Raw genomic sequence first — 18,623 nt, 5'->3', positions numbered from 1 at the left:
CACTGCGCCGCAGTTTTACATTCCCAAGAACGGCTATGACTTTCTCTTCACTTTCTCTCCATCCCGCGTTGCTAAAAGCCTTGGCGGATCTTAATTATCAGGCCCCTACTCCGATTCAGGCTCAAGCCATTCCAGAGATCCTGGCAGGCAAGGACCTGATGGCCGGCGCCCAGACCGGCACCGGCAAGACCGCAGCTTTTACACTCCCTTTGCTGCACCAACTGCTCAATCAGGCACATCAAGGCGTCAGCTTACGCACCTTAGTCTTAGTGCCCACTCGAGAACTGGCTCAACAGGTATACCGCAATGTCTGTCACTACGCCCGCCACACTCCACTAACTGCCGTTGCCGTCTATGGCGGCACTAGCTTGCGTCCACAGATGGAAGCCTTGCAGGGCGGCGTCGACCTGCTGGTCGCCACACCTGGCCGGTTACTGGACCTGCTCTCCAAGCAAGCATTGTCCTTATCTCAGGTACAACACCTGGTGTTTGATGAAGCAGACCGCATTCTGGATCTGGGCTTTAAAGAGGAGATCACTCAGATTCTGGCTCAGCTTCCCAAACAGCGACAGACTCTGCTGTTCTCAGCCACCTTTGATGACAGTATCTTCAAGATGAGCCATCGTTGGCTTACTGATCCGGTTCATGTCGAAGTCGATAGTCGCAATAGCGCCGCCGTCAGCATTGACCAACACGTCTATGTGGTGGACGCGGACCGCAAACGGGAACTGGTGTCTTACCTCATCGGCAGTAAAAACTGGCATCAGGTGCTGTTATTCACCAAAACCCGCCAAGGTGCAGATGCTTTGGCTAAAGAGATGGTTAAGGACGGCATCAGCGCCGACGCCATCCATGGCGATAAGTCTCAAGGCGCGCGCGACCGGGCATTAGAAGGATTTAAACAAGGGACTGTGCGAGCATTGGTTGCTACCGATGTCGCCGCCCGCGGCATCGACATAACGTCATTAGCCTACGTCATCAACGTGGATCTGCCATTTATTGCCGAAGATTATGTGCATCGCATCGGCCGCTGTGGCCGAGCTGGCGCCACAGGCCTGGCCATCTCCCTACTGAGCCCGGGAGAAGAATACCTGCTGGAAGAGATCGAGGCAGTCCTGGATCAACGACTGCCGCAGCAATGGCTACCTGGGTTCGAGCCTGATTTCAGCAAGCCGGTAGAAGACCATCGCAAAAACAGCCGCACTGCCCAGCGTCGCCGCGTCAAGAAGCGCGCTCAAGGCGGCCGAACGGGAAACCGTCGCCGTTAAAAAGATAAAAAAAAGCCCGCTGAATCAGCGGGCAAAAACACTACTGGAGGGATGATCAGTCCTGCGTTTGAGCAGTCTGAGGGGAAGCCGACTCCGACGTCTCAGTGTTCTCCTTGGCTACAGGAGCCACCGTCCGCCATAAAGCACTCACCCACAAACCTTGATACGAACTCATCTCTCTTCTCCAAACGTGCTCTCATACGGGAGGAGAATTTACCTGCCGCGGCTAAATGAGTAAAATGAATAAATACCATAAATTGAATTCCATTTAGGCATGAACACATCCATCAAAGCACTGCACTGTTTCCTGATCCTGGTGAAATGCGGTAATTACACTCGGGCGGCCCAGGAGTTGTATCTGACCCAGCCAACCCTCAGCAAACTCATCCAACGGCTGGAAGAAAGCCTCGGCACACCGCTGTTATTGAGGAACAATCAAGGCATTCGCCTGACCCAGGCCGGCCAGCGCCTGCAACAATCAGCCACCGCCATCATTGGTCAATGGCATCGATTACAGGAAGATCTCAACAGCCTCGACTGCTTGAAGTCCGGCACGTTGCGCCTGGGCATCTGCCCGATGATGAGCAGCCTGGTGATCGAACTGCTGTCGCAATTCCGGCAACGTTATCCGGGCATTGAGCTGACCATGTCCGAACATGGCGGTTTTGGCTGTGAACAGGCGCTGTTATCCGACAGTCTGGACATCGCTTTCACCGCGCTGCCGGTAACCCATGCTGAACAGCTTTGCAGCCAACCCTTGACTCAATATCCTCTGTGGGCCTGCCTGCCCAAACGCCACCCTCTGGCACAAAAGACCACTCTGCAATGGCGGGATTTTCAAGATCAACCGTTTGTGCTGTATAACGAGGACTTCTCTCTGGCCCAATTGATTACCAGCCTAAGCCAGAAAGCGGGCATCAATCTAAACGTGGCCTTTCGTAGCGGCCAGTGGGACTTTCTCGCCACTATGGTGGAAAACAACATGGGCATCACCCTGCTTCCGGCCCCCATCTGCCACCGACTGCCGTCCAGCCAATTTGAGTTCCGGCCGATGGCTCCGGCGCTCAGCTGGGATCTGGCACTGATTTGGCGACAGTCTTTACCATTGACCCCTGCCGCTCAAGCTCTGCTTGCACTCACTAAAGAGCTGTCCTTCTCTGCCACACCTAAAGACGGCGCCTGACTCAGTGTGTCAGCTGCAATAAAATTTTGGCTATCATCTGACCCTGAGTGCCGCTAGCGGTCTTTCGCAGGCAACTTTTTATCTGCTGGCGCACGGTGGTCACTGAGACACCTCGCTCAGAGGCAATGATATCGACGGTCCTGCCCACGCATAAGCCGCTGCAGATTTCAGCCTCGGCCAGAGTCAAGCCAAACAGTTGCGCAATCCAGTCAGGCTGTGGCTTCGAACTCGAGGCACAGGGCTCGAAACTGACCAACACCCCACAGTTTTCTTGCAGCCCCCACACGCCAGTGCTGGACCAGGTCCAGGGCTTAACCGTCAGCCAGACAACCTTGCCGTTATAGCTCAACAGACTGCGCTTAGGTGTGGTTTGCCGCTTACCATCCACAAAGGCTACCGCTTCATGCAACAGGCGGTTGAAGGTCAACTGGTGATCGGTATTACGAAACCACAACTGCCCTTCCAGTCCCCGGAACAACCCGGAACGCTGTAAAAATTCGCCAGCGCCGGAGTTCTGATAGTGAATCGCCCCTTTTGCCGAACACAAAAATGACGGCGATGACTGTGAATCAAACACCGCGGTCATCTGATCGCACCGCGTCAGCAACGATTGCCGACGTTCGGCCATGTTCATCGCCTGCTCTATATGAGGCACATAATGGTTGGAAGCACGAATGTGCGCATCACTGTAATGGCTCTGGCCCTGGCTACGCATGAAGCCAAGTTCAGTGATCAATTGATTATCATGATGAATCAGGCAGCCGATGGAATGGCGAATGCCCCGAGGCCGCGCAAAGTCGCAGTAAATTTCTGACTGTAAAAACTGCTGGTCATCGTACACCTGATGACTGGGATGGAATCGGTTGTCCTTGTGAGGTAACAACGCCTGACTCCAGACATCCACCTGATAGAAATGATTTTGATAATCTTCGAAATGATTACCCTGAAACCCGTATTCAAAAAAGCCCAATGGCTGACTGTCCAGCGTATGTCTGGACATCAGGAAACAGTGACTCGAGTCGCTATGGCGGGCGATACGTCGTAGAACTTCCTGCCACAAGCGTGGCTCTTCGACAGCATGATAGATAAGTCTGATCAATTCCGTTTGCATTGAGTAGTTCAAACGATCTAGTTCATCTGTATGATTTTTATACCAGATGGTAGATGACAGTGAAAGAGTACAGAACTAAATTCAATCCATGGTTCAAAGGAAACGCCCACCATACCTTGAACGGCCCTTAGGGAAGCCACCGTGCTTCCTTTTTTTTCATTTTGCTTTTTCCCGTGACTTACCCCATCAGTAGCAGTACCCTATAAAAAAGGATATTGTATACAAAATAAGTTATGGACACTCTTTCAGCCACCACCGTCAACCGAGCCCTCCCCTATTCGAGCCTGATTCCGGCGCTGCAGCAGGCATTTTGTCAAGCCATCACCGCGCCCATGCGCCATCATCACGACATGGACAACCCCGGACACCGGGAAACTACCCTGCTGCTGATGCCGGCCTGGCAGGCTGGAGATAAGGTCGGCGTCAAACTGGTTACCGTCGCGCCGGATCACAGCCCCGCCATTCAGGGGATCTATCTGCTGATGGATCTTGCCAGCGGCAGACCGGAACTGATGATGGATGCGCCAGCCCTGACCGCCCGCCGCACCGCCGCAGCCTCGGCGCTGGCCGCCAGCTTTCTGGCTCCCACTCAGGCCCGCACGCTATTAATGGTTGGCACCGGAACCTTATCCAAGCAGTTGATACAGGCCCACTGCGCCGTACGTCCCATCGAACGAGTGCTGATCTGGGGCCGGGATTTCAACAAAGCGCAATGCCTAGCGCAGTCACTGCCACAGATTCACTGTCAGCCCATCCGCCATCTGGAAACCGGCTGCCGGGAGGCCGACGTCATCTCGGTGGCCACCCTGGCCCGCACCCCGTTAATTGATGGGCACTGGTTAAGGCCAGGGCAACATCTGGACCTGGTGGGCGCCTACCGACCGGACATGAGAGAGGCTAACGACGAAGCCGTGCGCCGCTGCCAACTCTTTGTCGATACTCGCCAGGGGGCATTGAAGGAAACCGGCGAGCTGGTAATCCCCCTGCAGCAAGGACTGATTTCAGACTCCGACATTGTGGCCGACCTGTTCGACCTATGCCGGAAAACGCACCCCGGCCGAACCGATGAACACCAACTCACCCTGTTCAAATCCGTCGGCCATGCTTTAGAAGATCTGGCTGCCGCCAAATTGGTAGCCAGCTATTGGAGACAACACCATGATCAATGAGGCTCATAACATGGTTCACCTGCACCGACGTCAGCAGTTAATGGCGAGCATTGGCCCCACTGGCGCCATCGTTTTGGTGGCCTACCCGGAGCGACCACGATCCAAGAACATCAACTATCGCTTTGTGCAGGATAAGGATTTTTTCTACCTGACCGGTTTCGAAGAGCCCGATGCCGTAGCCCTGCTTCGACCCGAGCACCCATTGCCTTTCATTCTGTTCAGCCGCCCCAAGGATCCCTACCAGGAGACCAGCTACGGTGCCCGAGCCGGTATTGAAGGCTGCATCAACCAGTACGGAGCCGACGCCGCCTACAGCCTAGATGAGCTGGCACAGCGGTTGCCTGAGTTGCTGGAGGAGAGAACCGACATTCTCGTCAGCGATGAACTGGATCAATACAGTGACTCGCTGTGGAAATGGTGTAACCAGCAGCGACGTAACGCCCGCTTTGATGAGGTCAAACACTGCCGCAGCCTACGGCCACTGGCCGGTGTACTTCACCCGATGCGGGTCATCAAAGATGGCCATGAAATCCAGAAACTGCGCACTGCCATCAATGCCAGCTGCTCGGCCCATCGCCAGGTGATCGCTCATTTGAGGCCGGGAATCAATGAAGCCGAATTGTCGGCCCAGTTTAATCTGGAGCTGGCTCGACATGGCTGCGTCAGTGATCCTTATCCCAACATCGTAGCCGGAGGCGAACGCGCCATGTGTCTGCACTACGATCATAATAATCATCGCCTGGAGGCCGGCTCCCTGCTGCTCATCGATGCCGGCGGAGAGTTTGGCCATTACAGCGCCGACATCACCCGAACCTACCCGGTGTCCGGCCACTTTAGTGACGCCCAACGCACCTTATACCAGCTGGTGCTCAGCGCCATTGACGCTGCCATTGCCCAGGCCCGCCCCGGGGCAACCTGGAACACGCTCTACGACACCGCCATGACCGTGCTCACCCGTGGCCTGATTGAACTGGGCATACTCAGCGGCTCAGAAGAACATGCCCTGACGCAGGAAACCCACAAAGCCTATACGGTGCACAAAACCGGCCACTGGCTTGGCCTGGACGTGCATGATGTCGGCCCCTATCGCGACCCTCAGGGGCAGTGGCGACAACTGGAGCCCGGCATGGTGCTCACCATCGAACCCGGACTCTATTTTTCCAGTCAGGATTTAAGCGTAGAGGCCAAATGGCGTGGCATCGCCATCCGCATCGAGGATGACATCCTGATCACTGCAACCGGATGCGAAGTCCTGTCCGCCAATGCCCCGCGCACCATCGATGAGATTGAAACCCTGATGGCCTGAGCCCTGGGCCCGACCCTAAAGTCGGGCCTTAAGTCGCTCTTAAGACTATTCCAAAAAACCAGTGCATTGAATCGAATTTCCCTACCCAAATTTCGCCGATTGTGTCAACCATGTAAATGAGAATGGTTATCAGCCCCCATTCCAGTGATCCCAGTCACAACTCCTCTTCAATGCTCGCGAGGCCAATACCTTTAAAAATCATTCTCATTTACATTCCTTTGCAGATTTCAGGCGCCCATGCCTATGTGTTGACCGACAGGAGATCGGAATGTTCGTTGCTAAAACCCCACTCTTTTTTGCCATTGCCTCAGCCTTGGGCACCCTGCCTGCCCTGGCCGAGAGCGCAGAGCCGGTGGATGAAAACATGGTGGTTACCGGGGTGACTTTCGATAACTACAAAGCCGACACGGCCAAGGGCGCCATGCGCGCTGATGTGTCGCTGCTTGAGACTCCGCAGTCGGTTACCGTGATTCCAGAGATCATCGTCGACGAACAACTGGCCACCACCCTGGGCGAAGTGCTGATCAACGATGCCAGTGTGACCGCCGGCTCTAAAAAGTGGAACCGTGAGGTCTTCAGCCTGCGAGGCTTCGAGCTGGACTCAGGCAGCGGTTATCTGCGAAATGGCCAGCAAGCCTGGTCTCACTATGTGCACCCCATAGAGACGCTGGAGCGCATCGAAGTGCTCAAGGGGCCTTCCTCCATGCTTTACGGCCAATCGGCTCCCGGAGGCCTAATCAACATGGTCACCAAGAAACCCACCGTCGAGCCGATGTACGAATTTGGCTTCGATGTGGACGAGTATGGATCCACCCGGTTTCAAGCCGATGCCGGCGGCGCTCTCAATGAAGCTCAAACACTGAGATACCGGGCAACACTGGTGAAACAGGACGCCGAATACTGGCGCGAATATCAGGATGGCAGCAGTCAGGAACGCGACCGCTTCCTCGGCGCATTAGCGCTGGAGTACGATCTATCGGACTGGGGCATGCTGTCGGTTCATTACGACCTGACTAAAGACAAGACCGGCATCGACCGCGGCGCCTGGCTGGATGACGACGGCAGTGTTATCGGTGACGACAGCACCATCTGGGATATGCCCTGGGCCTTCACCGACAACGAAGTCGAAAACTATGGCCTGGATTTGGATCTGTACCTGAGTATGAACTGGACCGCCACTCTGGGGTTCAATCATCAGATGTTCTCCCGCCAGCGACTGGACTCCTCTCCCAGCTACGATTCGTACATGCGCCTTCGAGACCAGGGCTATGACGACGGCCGCTATGAATACACCGCCTTCGATCGCTACGACGACTGGCAGTACAAAACCTATTACGCCGATTTCAACGGCACCGTAACCGCACTGGGAGCCGAGCATCAACTGCTGATTGGTGCCAATATGCTCGACTACTACTATGGCCAACTGCGAGACAAGGGCGACACCGAAACCTACATTCCCGGTCAATCATTGCCGCCACGCCCGGATCTGGACTACAACAATGACAGCACCAAATCTAAATCGGAATACAAGTACTACGGCTTCTATCTTCAAGACCTGATTACCCTCAATGAAAACTGGCAATTGTTGTTAGGCGGCCGTTACGACATTCAGCGCAAAGAGGGCAGCGGCAACGACAGCGAATCGTTCGTTCCTAAAGTGAGTGCCATCTACCACCCAGCAGAAAACGGTACCATCTACCTAAGCTACTCGGAGAGCTTCCAACCGCAGGGCGAAGTGTCCGACCCCAGAGACGCCAACGACGGCATGAACCTGGATCCGGAAACCGGTGAGTCATGGGAACTGGGCACCAAGTGGGAGCTCGCTGACGGACGCCTGCTGCTGGACGGCGCCCTGTTTGACATCACCAAAACCAATGTCACCACCACCGAAACTCTGGAAGGCAATCCGGAGTTCGACACTCGAACCACTCAAGGCGGTAAGCAGCAACATCGCGGCGCCGAATTCTCTGCGCAGGGGCAGCTGTCACAGCAGTGGTTTGTAATGACTTCGGTGATGTATCTGGATGCCCAGTACAAGAACATCACCACAGAAGACGGCGTCGATCTATCAGGCAACACGCCAGTGGATGCGCCCGAGTGGTCGGCGTCGGCCTGGACCCGATACAAGCTGAATGACCAATGGGCCTTTAATCTGGGTGCCTTCTACGAGGGCGAACGCTTTGCCACCCTCGACAACAGCATCACCAAGGATGCCTACGTTCGCATCGATGCCGGGGCCTCGTACAAGCTGACCGTCAAAGACGTAGAGATGAACCTGCGCCTCAACGTTGAAAACCTGTTTGATGAAAACTACATCGCCGGCGGCACCAACACCGATGCCACCATCGGCGATGGTCGGAACTTCCGCTTGTCGGCCCAGTTCGCCTTTTAACCCTACCCCAGCGACTCAGCAGGCCCCGGAAACGGTGGCCTGCTTTTGTGCCATAGAAAGGAGCCCCCATGCTGGCCAAGCTTCATCGATATCTCGCCGCACTGCTGGCCCTGCCGCTACTGCTGGTGATTCTCTCCGGGCTGTTACTGGCGTTGGTGCCACTGCTCACGCCACCTGCCACATATCCGGTCACACCACAGCAGATGCAAAATACTGTGGAACGCCTGCAACAGGATGGCCCCCTGAGGTTTGCCGTCGCCTTGCCGGACCATAACCTCGTCATGGTCAGCTATCAGGGTCAGAAAAGCCGCCAGTTCCGGGATCTGACCACCGGTGAACCCACACAGCGTCCCTGGCAGTTCCAGCTTTTGGGCTTTGCCAAGGGGCTGCACAAACACCTGCTTATCGACGCTGGCTGGTTAGTGGAAGCCAGCACCTGGGCGATGTTAGCGCTCACTCTCAGCGGACTGTTTTTGAGCCGCCCCAAATGGTCCAACAGTGCCATGGGATGGCACAACAGCCTGGGCTGGTACAGCGCCCCCTTGATGTTAGTCGTCGTCATTACCGGCCTGCTAATGCTGTATCAGGGCCATGGCCCCAAAGGCGAGTCGCCTCAGGTCAACCCGGATAAACTTAGCCTGGCGGAAGCATTCGCCCGACTGGAAACGCAACCGATAGCAAGTATGCGCATGGTTAGAGACGCCGCCGACGGTTACACCCTGGCCTGGCAGGACCCGCAGGGCAGGCGTTGGCAATGGCATCCGGACAGCGAATCACAGCCCAGTCAACAACCTACCCGCTGGGTACGGGTGCTGCATGATGGCAGCTTTGGTGGCCGGCCCGCCTCACTGCTGTACGCCCTGCTGTCGCTGGCGGCACTGACAATGCTGATTAGCGGCTTCTACAACTGGCTGCGTCGCTGGCGGATGGCCAGACCGGGCCCAACGGCCCAGGGCGCCAGTCACCTGGTGGCCTTTGCCAGTCAGACCGGTACCACTGCAGAGCTGGCTCGCCATACTGCGGAAACCATGACTGCCAGCGGCCTCAATGTGCAACTGGCCTCGCTGGCCAACCTGACACCCGAGGATCTCAAAGGACGGCAGTCGGTACGACTGATGGTGGCCACCAGTGGCGATGGTGACATGCCGGTGCAGGGGCAGGCTTTTCTAAAAGCCCTGTCGGGAGTTAATCTCAGCGAGGTTGCCTACTCTTTGCTGGGGCTCGGTGACAGCCGTTACCCTCAGTTTTGCCAAGCCGCCAAATCGATAAACCAATCCCTTCAGCAGTGCGGCGCCCACCTGGTACAGCCCATGCAGTTGGCCGATGGCGACCCGTCGGAGAGTTGGGGTAAGTGGATGGGAGAGAGCCACAGCGCACCGATGCCGACGGCTCAGACACACCCATTGACACTCATCCGCAAACAGCGGCTGGATAAGCAGTTGGGCGATACCCGAGAAACCTGGCTACTGCAGTTCTCAGTACCGCCGTCCGTCTCCTATCAATGCGGCGATCTACTTAAACTGCGTCCACCCGGCTGTAGTCAGGAGCGAGCCTACTCCATCGCTTCGGCGCCCGAACAAGGACCGCTCTCTCTGTGCGTCACCCTGCGTCAGTGGCAGCAGGACTCTGAAACCCACTATGGCGCCATGTCCTATGAGTTGTGTCGCCAACTGGATGTCGGCCAACAGATTCAGGGGCGTATTAGCGACAATCCCGGCTTTCATCTGCCCCGCGAGGACACTCCGGTGATCATGGTGGCCACCGGCTGTGGCATTGCGCCCTTTCTCGGTTTCCTGCAACAGCGACCCCAGGGAGACAACTGGCTGCTGTTTGGCAATCGTCATCAAAACGGTGATTTCTTATGCCAGGAGCAGATAGAGCAGAGCCTCACCCGTGGCGAACTCGACCGCCTGGATCTGGCATTCTCTCGGGATCAGGGTAACAAGGTTTACATTCAGGACCGGCTCCTCAGCGAAGGAGAGACCCTGTTGCACTGGCTTGAAGAGAAACACGCCGTGATCTACGTCTGTGGCCACCTGGCGCTTAGCGGCGGGGTCGACGCCACCCTGATCCAGCTGTATCAGGGCCAGGGCTTGTCCCAACGCCAGGCACAAACCAAGTTGTCACAACTGAAAGCCCAGGGGCGCTATCGGCAAGACGTGTTCTGAATCAGCCGGCGCCGATAAACTGCACCGACTCGGCCAATGCGGCCCGCACTGTGCGGGTAGCATTGGCCGGGGCCTCGGCAACCTCGTAACCAAAGGCGACGCCGAGCAAGATCCCCAACTCCGGATCCGGCGTCGCCCCTCACCGAGCGACGCTGCCGAACCAGAGCATCAAAGTCCGTCACCCATCGCCTCCCGTGGCACCCCTACCCAGGCTTCACCGATGACGGTCTGAGTACCAGACTGAGTCACCACCACTAACTTGCAGCGAGCTTGCCACTCTTCTCCCACCTGAGACAACGCCACCACCTCGCCGCGACAACTGACGACGTCGTAAAGGTGGGTCATGGCGGTAAACCGGGCTTTGAAGCGTCGAAGCTGCGCCTGAGGCTGCCAATTGGTCAGCATTCTGCCCAGGTAGGCCATGGACAGCATGCCGTGGGCAAAAACATCGGCCTGCCCCGCTTGTTGAGCGAAATCACTGTCGATATGGATGGGGTTGTGATCGCCACTGGCGCCAGCATACAGCGCCAATGTGCTTCGGCGGATGGCGGGCAGGGTCAATTCTGGCAACGCGGTGCCCACCGCGATGGAATCTGGCATGACGCTCTCCTTACTCATTGCAGTACACCAGGGTGACCTTGGCTCGGGCCACCGTTTCTCCGGCCCGATCCAGATAATGGTTTTGCAGCTCCACCAACTCCAGTCGCCCCCCTTTGCGGGCAACAATGTTCTCAATTTGAGAATGCACTTCGATACTATCGCCACTGTATACCGGCTTCTGGTAGTCAAACTCCTGGCCACCATGCAGCACTTTAGCGATGTCCATATCCAGCAGGGTCAACACTGGCCACGCCTGCGGCGACTCCAGATCCAGTGAAAACAGGAAAGTCGGTGGCATCATGATGCCGGGCAAGCCCGCCTCGCGGGCCACCTGCAGATCGAAATACAGAGGGTTGGTTTCACCGATGGTGCGGCTGAAAAATGCCAGTCTTCCCGCTTCCAGAGACACCCGAAAAGGGGCGAAGCGGTGTCCTATATGAGTGCTATCGAGCATCCATTGCTCCTTTTTTTGCCTAAACTTTACATAGTGCTGAACTTTAAACAAAAATCAAATGACCAATTTGCGCACCTAAGCCGCCATATTGCGCATCGATTTTCCTCAGCCCGCTCAAATAGGCAAGCAATGCCTTAGCGAATCACGTAAAATATCGCCCTTTCTAAACAGCAAAGAGCATTTCTACCATGGCAATTAACTGGTTCCCAGGCCACATGCATAAGGCGAGAAAAGAGATCGCCGAACTGATGCCACAGATTGACCTGATCATCGAAGTGCTGGATGCTCGAATTCCCTTCAGCAGTGAAAACCCCTTGGTTCCCAAACTGCGAGGCGATACTCCCTGCATTAAGATCCTCAACAAAAGTGACCTGGCAGATCCTGAGCTGACGCTGAAATGGCAGGCGTACCTGGAGCAGGAGAATGGCGTAAAAACCATCGCCCTGACCCAGAAAAACAAGGCTCAGGTTCGCAGCCTGTTAGACCTGTGCAAAACCACGGTACCGAAAACCCCGCTCCGAACCCTGATTCTGGGGATTCCCAATGTGGGCAAATCCACCCTGATCAACACATTGGCCGGACGTACCATTGCCAAAACCGGTAACGAGCCCGCGGTGACCAAGGCACAGCAGCGCATTCGATTGCCGGAGCACATCGTGCTGCACGACACCCCCGGGTTTCTGTGGCCAAAACTCAGCCCGGCGGCGTGTGGCTTCCGCCTGGCCACCACCGGTGCCATCAAGGACACCGTGGTCGAGTACGAAGAGGTTGCCCTGTTTGCCGCCGACTACCTGCGCAAAGCCTACCCGGAGCAACTGTGCCAGCGTTACAACCTGGACGAACTGCCCCATGACGACATTGCCGTTCTCGATGCCATCGCAGCCAAACGCGGCTGCATGCGCCGCGGCGGCGTGGCCGACCTGCATAAAGTCTCGGAGATCCTGCTGCACGAACTGCGGGCCGGCTCTCTGGGTCCCCTGACCCTGGAAACCCCGGAGATGGTGGAAAAAGAACAGGCGGAAGAACTGATTCGGGCCGAGCAGGAAGCGATTGAAAAAGAGAAAAAAGAGGAACTCAGGCAAGCCAAGAAGCGCAAACGCCGCAAATAGTTCTGGTGCCGAAAGGAATATTACAAAACCCGCACAGTGCGGGTTTTGTCTTTCTACCGGCCATTTAGGACAGCGGCTGCTCCATTTCGTACACGACTTCGGTCGCCAACTCCATCCGCGCCAGAATGGCCACTCTGGCATCCTCCAGGCCCTGGTTATAAAACCTTGCGCCAAGCGCCTTTATCATCAGATCCAGTAAGAACTCGGCTTCAAACTGTCCCAGCTCCAGATCCAACTCGTCAGTCAGATAATCCTGCAACTGGGCCAGTACCGGCGCGCGCTCTTCAGAGGAAAGGGAAAGCGGTTTCATCGAACACCTTCAACACATCGAAAAAAGCCACTCTACCATCGGCGCATTGCCAAAATCACTCCGGTTGCACATAACTGATGGCGGCGATCATCGCCCCTTGCGGATCCTTGAGCCAACAGAAACGGCCAATGTTGGGAATGTCCTCAGGGCCATACACCAGCTCACCCCCCAACTTAGCCACATTGGCCGCCACCTCATCCACATCGCTGACCGTCACGTATCCGGTCCAGGCGGTGGGCATCTGTACATCTGCGGCGGCCATGATGCCGCCTATTCCCTGCCCATCAACCTCAATCACATGATAAGTGCCTTGTCCCATCTCCATCGCCTTAAATTGCCAGCCAAACAACTGACCGTAGAAACGAACCGCGTCACCGGGGTCACTGGTGGTCAACTCATGCCAACTGACGGCGCCGTGAGTCTCAAATGCGGAACCCATACTGCTCTCCTTTCTGTGATGAATATCGGCTAAAGTGTAGCCAGTCGACATTGAAATGACTGAATATCCAGCTGAGGCACCCAATTCTGCTCAGGAGTTAATCAAACGAACCCATTGCCCCTTTACAGGCTCAACAGGATTTTCTATGATTCGCGCCGTTGGAGAGATGGCTGAGTGGTTGAAAGCACCGGTCTTGAAAACCGGCAAGGGTTTATAGCCCTTCTAGGGTTCAAATCCCTATCTCTCCGCCATATACCGAAAAGCCCGCCTAGTGCGGGCTTTTTGCTGTTCTGGATTCGAAGAAAGTGAGATAGGGTGCAGAACCCTAGTCAGGGTTCCAACGAGCGCAGCGAGTAACGCCGCAGGCGGCCGAACGCAGTGAGGGAATCAATCCCTATCTCTCCGCCATATACCGAAAAGCCCGCCTAGTGCGGGCTTTTTGCTGTTCTGGATTCGAAGAAAGTGAGATAGGGTGCAGACCCCTAGCCAGGGTTCCAACGAGCGCAGCGAGTAACGCCGCAGGCGGCCGAACGCAGTGAGGGAATCAATCCCTATCTCTCCGCCATACAAAGAAAAGCCACATTCCAAGTTATCGCGAACAAGCCAACCTAATTCGTTCGTGTGAGTTTACCCAATATGCACTAATCGTATGTTTAATTCAACCGCCAAAATGCGAATGATGCTTAATATGTTCAATAAACATCAGAATCTTATTTGCTATGTGTTTTCTCGAAGCAAAAAAAGCATACAGTATCAAGTCATCGGGTTTATACTCCATTTCTATTACCTTTAAAGCGCCTGAACAGATATCATCCTGGCAAGTTTCTAAAGGTAATATCGCAAGACCCAAACCAGATATCGCACCTGTCTTGGCAAGGTGCCCACTATTCACCTTAAAAGAACATCTTACCTTCTGAGTAATAAGCTCACCGTTATTATTTCTAAAAATCCATGGCTTTCCATTTACTGCTGTCAAACTGCTAATGCATGGAATATGTTGTAAATCGGTAGTCTGAAACGGTTTAGGGTGCTGTTCAAGTAGTTTAGGAGAGCCTACAACAACACTAGGCCAACGTTTAATTTCCCTCGCAACCAAGTTTGTATCTTCAAGACTGCCACGATGGAATTTTAAGATAACATCAAACCCATCGAATAAATCTTCCTTAGGGCTGACGCTCGTATCACAACACTGTGAGATAGATGGGTGTTGCTCACAAAAACTGACCACTGCATCAGCTAATACAGGTGAGTCTGGCATCAATACCCTAAGCTGCCCAACCACCTCTTGAGAGTGATAAGTTACCTCTTCGAGCGCATCGTTCAACTTACTCAACAACGGCTGTGTGAGCAAATATAAGTGTTCTCCAGCACTTGTTGGAGCAATTCTTCGGGTCGTTCTGTCAAGAAGTCGCGTATCAAGTCGCTCCTCAAGTAAACTGATGTGGCGACTGACATTAGAAGTCGGCAACCCAAGAAACTCGGACGCGCGTTTAAAGCTCATATTTTCATACACACAATGAAAAGTTTTAAGCCATTGCTGATCAACTCTATCAAGCACAACCCATTATCCCATTACATTGGATTAAGTAACTCATAATTCGTACTTTATCACCATGATTGAGTTTATACAATGCGTACCTTACTTTAAATAAAATAACTAAAGAGTTACTCATGAGTTGGCTTGAAGGACTAATACACAAAAGAAACGCAGTCAAAAATAGAAAGTCTAAAATACCAGAAGGTTTATGGAAAAAATGTTCTATGTGTAGCCAAGTTCTCTACTACAAAACTTTAGAAATCAGCTTGGACGTATGTCCCAAATGTAATCACCACATGAGAATGAAAGCACGTCGTCGACTTGATAGCTTCTTAGATTCGGGTATAAAGATGGAGATTGCAAGTCAATATGAATCGAGGGATACACTAGGCTTTAAAGATCAAAAACGATACATCGACCGCATTGCTTTAGCCCAGAAAGACTCAGGGGAGAAAGATGCATTAATTGTAATGAAAGGTGAACTCATGGGCTTACCTGTTGTAGCTTGCGCATTTGAGTTTTCATTTATGGCTGGCTCAATGGGCTCTGTTGTCGGCACGCGGTTTATTCACGCTGTCAACGCTGCGATTGATGGCAATTGCGGTTTAGTTTGCTTTTCTGCTTGTGGTGGTGCTCGGATGCAAGAGTCACTGATGGCTTTAATGCAGATGGCCAAAACTAGTGCGGCTTTGAATCAACTATCAATTGCTGGATTACCCTACATATCGGTACTAACAGATCAAACTTATGGTGGCGTTTCTGCAAGCTTAGCTATGCTTGGTGACATTAATATTGGTGAACCTAAAGCAAGAGTTGGTTTTGCAGGCCGTCGCGTTATTGAACAAACCGTACGTGAAAAATTGCCCGAAGATTTTCAGCAAAGCGAGTTTCTTATGGCTCATGGTGCCATAGATATGATTGTGGATAGACGCGATATGAGAAAACGAATTGCAGGACTTCTATCCAAGTTGACTAATACTCCCCTTGCAATGAACGATTACCAATAACTTCACTGCCGGTAAAAGCTCCTATTAATCCAAAAGTGTTTCGAAACTCTGACGACCAGGCCGGTTACAACGCTCAGTACTCACGGTTCCACCTACCTTCAAAACACCTTCCCGTCGTGCCCGCGCACGCGGGTACCCAGTGACTTTACTGCACTACGCCCAAAGACTCTGGGCCCTGGCGATCGCAATGAGCGACCGTGCTAACTGTTTTCATTCAGCTTTAAGCACTCCGCCCCTACGCAACTATGTGGACGAAAAACTCTGCAGCAGAAAGTCCAGAAACAGACGCATCCGTTTAGGCTGATAGCGGCGATCCATATAAACCACATTGAGGTTGGCACTGGACACCGACGTCGACGCACTGAAGTTCTTCATGTAGCCATCAAGCACCGTCACCAGTCGCCCGGCATTCAAGTCGGCTTGCACGTCAACGATGGATTTCAGCGCTATGCCCGCCCCCTCCAGTGCCCAGCGACGAATCACCTCGCCGTCATCAGAAAAACGTGTCGGCATCAGGGTAACCGCATCGCGCTGGCCCTGATTCTGAAAATGCCAGGTCTTGAGCTCCTCTTGGCTACGCATCATCGCCAGGCAGTCGTGATGGGCAAGGTCCTGGGGAGTTTCAGGTATGCCCCTTTTGGCCAAATACTCGGGAGAGACGCACAGCACACGGCGACTGGGAGCAAGGCGCCGACAGATCAGGTTGCTGTCCGACAATTCACCGTAGCGGATCACCACATCGATGCCGGACTCGGCAATGTTGGACAGATGGTCATTCAGATACAGGTACGGCACCACCCCCGGATACTGTTGGCAAAATTCTGATATCAGCGGCAGGATGTATTGCTTGCCAACATCTTTAGGAGCGGCGACTTTAAGCGCACCGCTGACCTCTGTGTGGCTATTTTGCAGCAGCGCTTCGGTTTCCCGGACATTGTCCAGAATCTCGACACAAGCCTGGTGATACAACCGGCCGGACTCGGTCAAAGACAGGTGCCGGGTGCTTCGATTCAGCAGCTTGACACCATAGTGTTTTTCAAGCCCCTGCAACCTGGCGGTTACCGATGCCGGTGATAGCCCCAGCTCCCGTCCTGCCGCCGCCAGCCCCTGGTGTTTAACAATGCTGACAAACAGCGCCATGTCTGAGAATTTTTCCATTTCGCCGATAATTCACAAATACCAAATACTGGATTCATATCTTACCCAATTATCAATCAAGACCAAACAAATATACTGAGCGACCTGGGCCTCTGCAGAGCGCCGTCGCCCACCACAGCGTCTGTGTTCTGGATTGCCAGTACAGGACGCTCAAACCATCGAATTCTTGCCACTCCACTCAGGTAACACCATGAATAAATCAGCCATGCCGTTTCAGGTCTGGATCCTCACACTGGCCGCCTTTGCCATCGGCACCGCCGAGTTTGTCATCGCCGGCATCCTGCCTCAGATCGCCACATCGCTCTCGATCAGTGAGGGACAAGCGGGTCACCTCATCACCGCCTATGCATTGGCCATCGTCGTCGGTGGTCCTTTGCTAACGCTCTACCTCGCTCGTTTTAACAAAAAGGCGGTATTGGCCGGATTACTGGTGCTGTTCATCGCCGGCAATCTGCTGTCGGCCATGGCACCCAGTTACCCTTTACTGCTTGTCAGTCGAGTGATCGCCGGCCTGGCCCAGGGGCCGTTTTTCGGTATCGGTTCGGTCGTCGCCGCTGGCCTGGTCGCAGACAGCATGGCCGGCCGCGCCGTTGGCCAGATGTTTGCCGGACTGACGCTAGCCAATGTACTGGGGGTGCCCGGGGGTACCTGGCTGGGCCTCCAGTACGGCTGGCACACGACCTTTATCGCAGTCTCTACGTTCGGCTTTATTGCCCTGATTTTCATTGTGATGACCATCAAATCCAACGGCCATACCGACGCCAAGCCCATCCAAACTCAGTTGAAAGCCTTTAAAAACCCGATGTTGCTGTCGAGCCTGGTCATCACCGTCTTTGCATGGTCTGGCTTTATGACCTTGTATGGTTACCTGGCCCCGGTGGCAATCCATACCACTGGCTTTAGTGAGCAGGCCGTTACCTGGCTTCTGGTCAGCGTCGGTTTCGGCCTGATCATCGGCAACACCCTGGGCAGCCACTCGTCGGATAACAATTTGCAGCGCGCTTCATTGCTGTGGTCGGTGGCGATGATCGCCTCACTGCTGCTGGTAGGGCGCTCCCTTGGCAACCAGCCGCTGTTTATCGCATCGACCTTTGTGTTCGGCATCGCCGCCTTTGCCAATGTACCGGCCATGCAACTTAGGGTCATGAATCACGGCGGTGAAGGCCAGGAGCTCGCCGCCACAGCCAATATTTCAGCATTCAACCTGGCCAATGCCTTTGGCGGCTTCCTCGGAGGAACGGTACTGGATGGCCCATTAGGGGCCGCTGGTATCCCCTATATCGCCACCCTGCTGCCACTGCTGGGCGTTATGCTTATCTGGAGAATGAACAAGCGTGAACGACCACAGTCTGTCCTCGATGCTCCGCTGTGCCGCTGAGTGGTGATGCAAAAATCGCCGCCTGTGGTGTTAA

At 54.4% G+C, this 18,623-nt stretch carries 16 protein-coding genes and 1 tRNA gene; 10 read left to right on the top strand and 7 right to left on the bottom strand.

From position 1 onward, the window contains the following. The first annotated feature begins 35 nt into the window (after positions 1-35). Both J8Z22_RS08175 and J8Z22_RS08170 read left to right on the top strand, forming a co-directional pair. Positions 36-1,268: a DEAD/DEAH box helicase gene (locus J8Z22_RS08175; protein WP_252010010.1), complete on the top strand. Its 1,233-nt coding sequence runs from the start codon at positions 36-38 to the stop codon at positions 1,266-1,268. Between the two features lie 274 nt (positions 1,269-1,542). Beyond that, positions 1,543-2,451, top strand: coding sequence for a LysR family transcriptional regulator (locus tag J8Z22_RS08170; protein ID WP_252010008.1), 909 nt, complete (start codon positions 1,543-1,545; stop codon positions 2,449-2,451). Between the two features lies 1 nt (position 2,452). Here the strand turns inward: J8Z22_RS08170 and J8Z22_RS08165 are convergent, their stop codons facing one another. Continuing rightward, positions 2,453-3,451 carry a hypothetical protein gene (locus J8Z22_RS08165; protein WP_252010006.1) on the bottom strand — a complete coding sequence of 333 codons (999 nt, stop codon included), beginning with the start codon at positions 3,449-3,451 and terminating at the stop codon, positions 2,453-2,455. 344 nt (positions 3,452-3,795) lie between these two features. On the opposite strand from J8Z22_RS08165, the gene J8Z22_RS08160 reads away from it, so the two are divergent. The 4 genes from J8Z22_RS08160 to J8Z22_RS08145 all read left to right on the top strand — a co-directional run bounded on the left by J8Z22_RS08160 (position 3,796) and on the right by J8Z22_RS08145 (position 10,597). Beyond that, positions 3,796-4,731, top strand: a complete 936-nt coding sequence (locus J8Z22_RS08160) for an ornithine cyclodeaminase family protein (protein WP_028113477.1) — start codon at positions 3,796-3,798, stop codon at positions 4,729-4,731. After that, positions 4,721-6,037, top strand: coding sequence for an aminopeptidase P N-terminal domain-containing protein (locus J8Z22_RS08155; protein WP_252010004.1), 1,317 nt, complete (start codon positions 4,721-4,723; stop codon positions 6,035-6,037). The genes J8Z22_RS08160 and J8Z22_RS08155 overlap by 11 nt, the downstream gene beginning before the upstream one ends. 268 nt (positions 6,038-6,305) lie before the next feature. Next, a complete protein-coding gene (locus J8Z22_RS08150; RefSeq protein WP_252010002.1) occupies positions 6,306-8,429 on the top strand; it encodes a TonB-dependent siderophore receptor in 2,124 nt (707 codons plus the stop codon). A 68-nt stretch (positions 8,430-8,497) separates the two neighbouring features. Next, on the top strand, positions 8,498-10,597 hold the full coding sequence (locus J8Z22_RS08145; protein ID WP_252010000.1) for a PepSY domain-containing protein: 2,100 nt from the start codon (positions 8,498-8,500) through the stop codon (positions 10,595-10,597). A gap of 168 nt (positions 10,598-10,765) precedes the next feature. Here the strand turns inward: J8Z22_RS08145 and J8Z22_RS08140 are convergent, their stop codons facing one another. Further along, on the bottom strand, positions 10,766-11,197 hold the full coding sequence (locus J8Z22_RS08140; RefSeq protein ID WP_252009997.1) for a MaoC/PaaZ C-terminal domain-containing protein: 432 nt from the start codon (positions 11,195-11,197) through the stop codon (positions 10,766-10,768). A 10-nt stretch (positions 11,198-11,207) separates the two neighbouring features. Beyond that, positions 11,208-11,651 carry a MaoC family dehydratase N-terminal domain-containing protein gene (locus J8Z22_RS08135; protein ID WP_028113482.1) on the bottom strand — a complete coding sequence of 148 codons (444 nt, stop codon included), beginning with the start codon at positions 11,649-11,651 and terminating at the stop codon, positions 11,208-11,210. Between the two features lie 188 nt (positions 11,652-11,839). Between J8Z22_RS08135 and ylqF the strand changes: the two genes are divergently transcribed. Next, the gene (ylqF, locus tag J8Z22_RS08130) at positions 11,840-12,760 is read left to right on the top strand and encodes a ribosome biogenesis GTPase YlqF (protein ID WP_028113483.1); all 921 of its coding nucleotides are present in this window, start codon (positions 11,840-11,842) and stop codon (positions 12,758-12,760) included. 64 nt (positions 12,761-12,824) lie between these two features. Here ylqF and J8Z22_RS08125 read toward each other — a convergent pair whose 3' ends face one another. Together J8Z22_RS08125 and J8Z22_RS08120 are read right to left on the bottom strand one after the other, a co-directional pair. After that, positions 12,825-13,070, bottom strand: coding sequence for a DUF2164 domain-containing protein (locus J8Z22_RS08125; protein WP_028113484.1), 246 nt, complete (start codon positions 13,068-13,070; stop codon positions 12,825-12,827). Between the two features lie 55 nt (positions 13,071-13,125). Further along, the gene (locus tag J8Z22_RS08120) at positions 13,126-13,509 is read right to left on the bottom strand and encodes a VOC family protein (protein ID WP_028113485.1); all 384 of its coding nucleotides are present in this window, start codon (positions 13,507-13,509) and stop codon (positions 13,126-13,128) included. A gap of 160 nt (positions 13,510-13,669) precedes the next feature. Between J8Z22_RS08120 and J8Z22_RS08115 the strand changes: the two genes are divergently transcribed. Continuing rightward, positions 13,670-13,760: transfer RNA gene (locus J8Z22_RS08115), tRNA-Ser, on the top strand. Positions 13,761-14,167: 407 nt separating this feature from the next. On the opposite strand, the gene J8Z22_RS08110 is transcribed toward J8Z22_RS08115, so the two are convergent. After that, positions 14,168-15,067: a LysR family transcriptional regulator gene (locus tag J8Z22_RS08110; RefSeq protein WP_252009995.1), complete on the bottom strand. Its 900-nt coding sequence runs from the start codon at positions 15,065-15,067 to the stop codon at positions 14,168-14,170. A gap of 113 nt (positions 15,068-15,180) precedes the next feature. Between J8Z22_RS08110 and accD the strand changes: the two genes are divergently transcribed. Next, the gene (gene accD / locus J8Z22_RS08105) at positions 15,181-16,053 is read left to right on the top strand and encodes an acetyl-CoA carboxylase, carboxyltransferase subunit beta (protein WP_252009993.1); all 873 of its coding nucleotides are present in this window, start codon (positions 15,181-15,183) and stop codon (positions 16,051-16,053) included. 243 nt (positions 16,054-16,296) lie between these two features. Here accD and J8Z22_RS08100 read toward each other — a convergent pair whose 3' ends face one another. Continuing rightward, on the bottom strand, positions 16,297-17,211 hold the full coding sequence (locus J8Z22_RS08100; RefSeq protein ID WP_252009991.1) for a LysR family transcriptional regulator: 915 nt from the start codon (positions 17,209-17,211) through the stop codon (positions 16,297-16,299). Between the two features lie 190 nt (positions 17,212-17,401). Between J8Z22_RS08100 and J8Z22_RS08095 the strand changes: the two genes are divergently transcribed. Continuing rightward, positions 17,402-18,589 (top strand): MFS transporter, encoded by a 1,188-nt coding sequence (locus J8Z22_RS08095; protein WP_252009989.1) that lies wholly within the window; start codon positions 17,402-17,404, stop codon positions 18,587-18,589. Positions 18,590-18,623: the final 34 nt, after the last annotated feature.

This window comes from Ferrimonas sp. SCSIO 43195, assembly GCF_023716685.1.
Classification (GTDB): domain Bacteria; phylum Pseudomonadota; class Gammaproteobacteria; order Enterobacterales; family Shewanellaceae; genus Ferrimonas; species Ferrimonas kyonanensis.
This window is presented reverse-complemented; position numbering and strand designations above follow the sequence as displayed.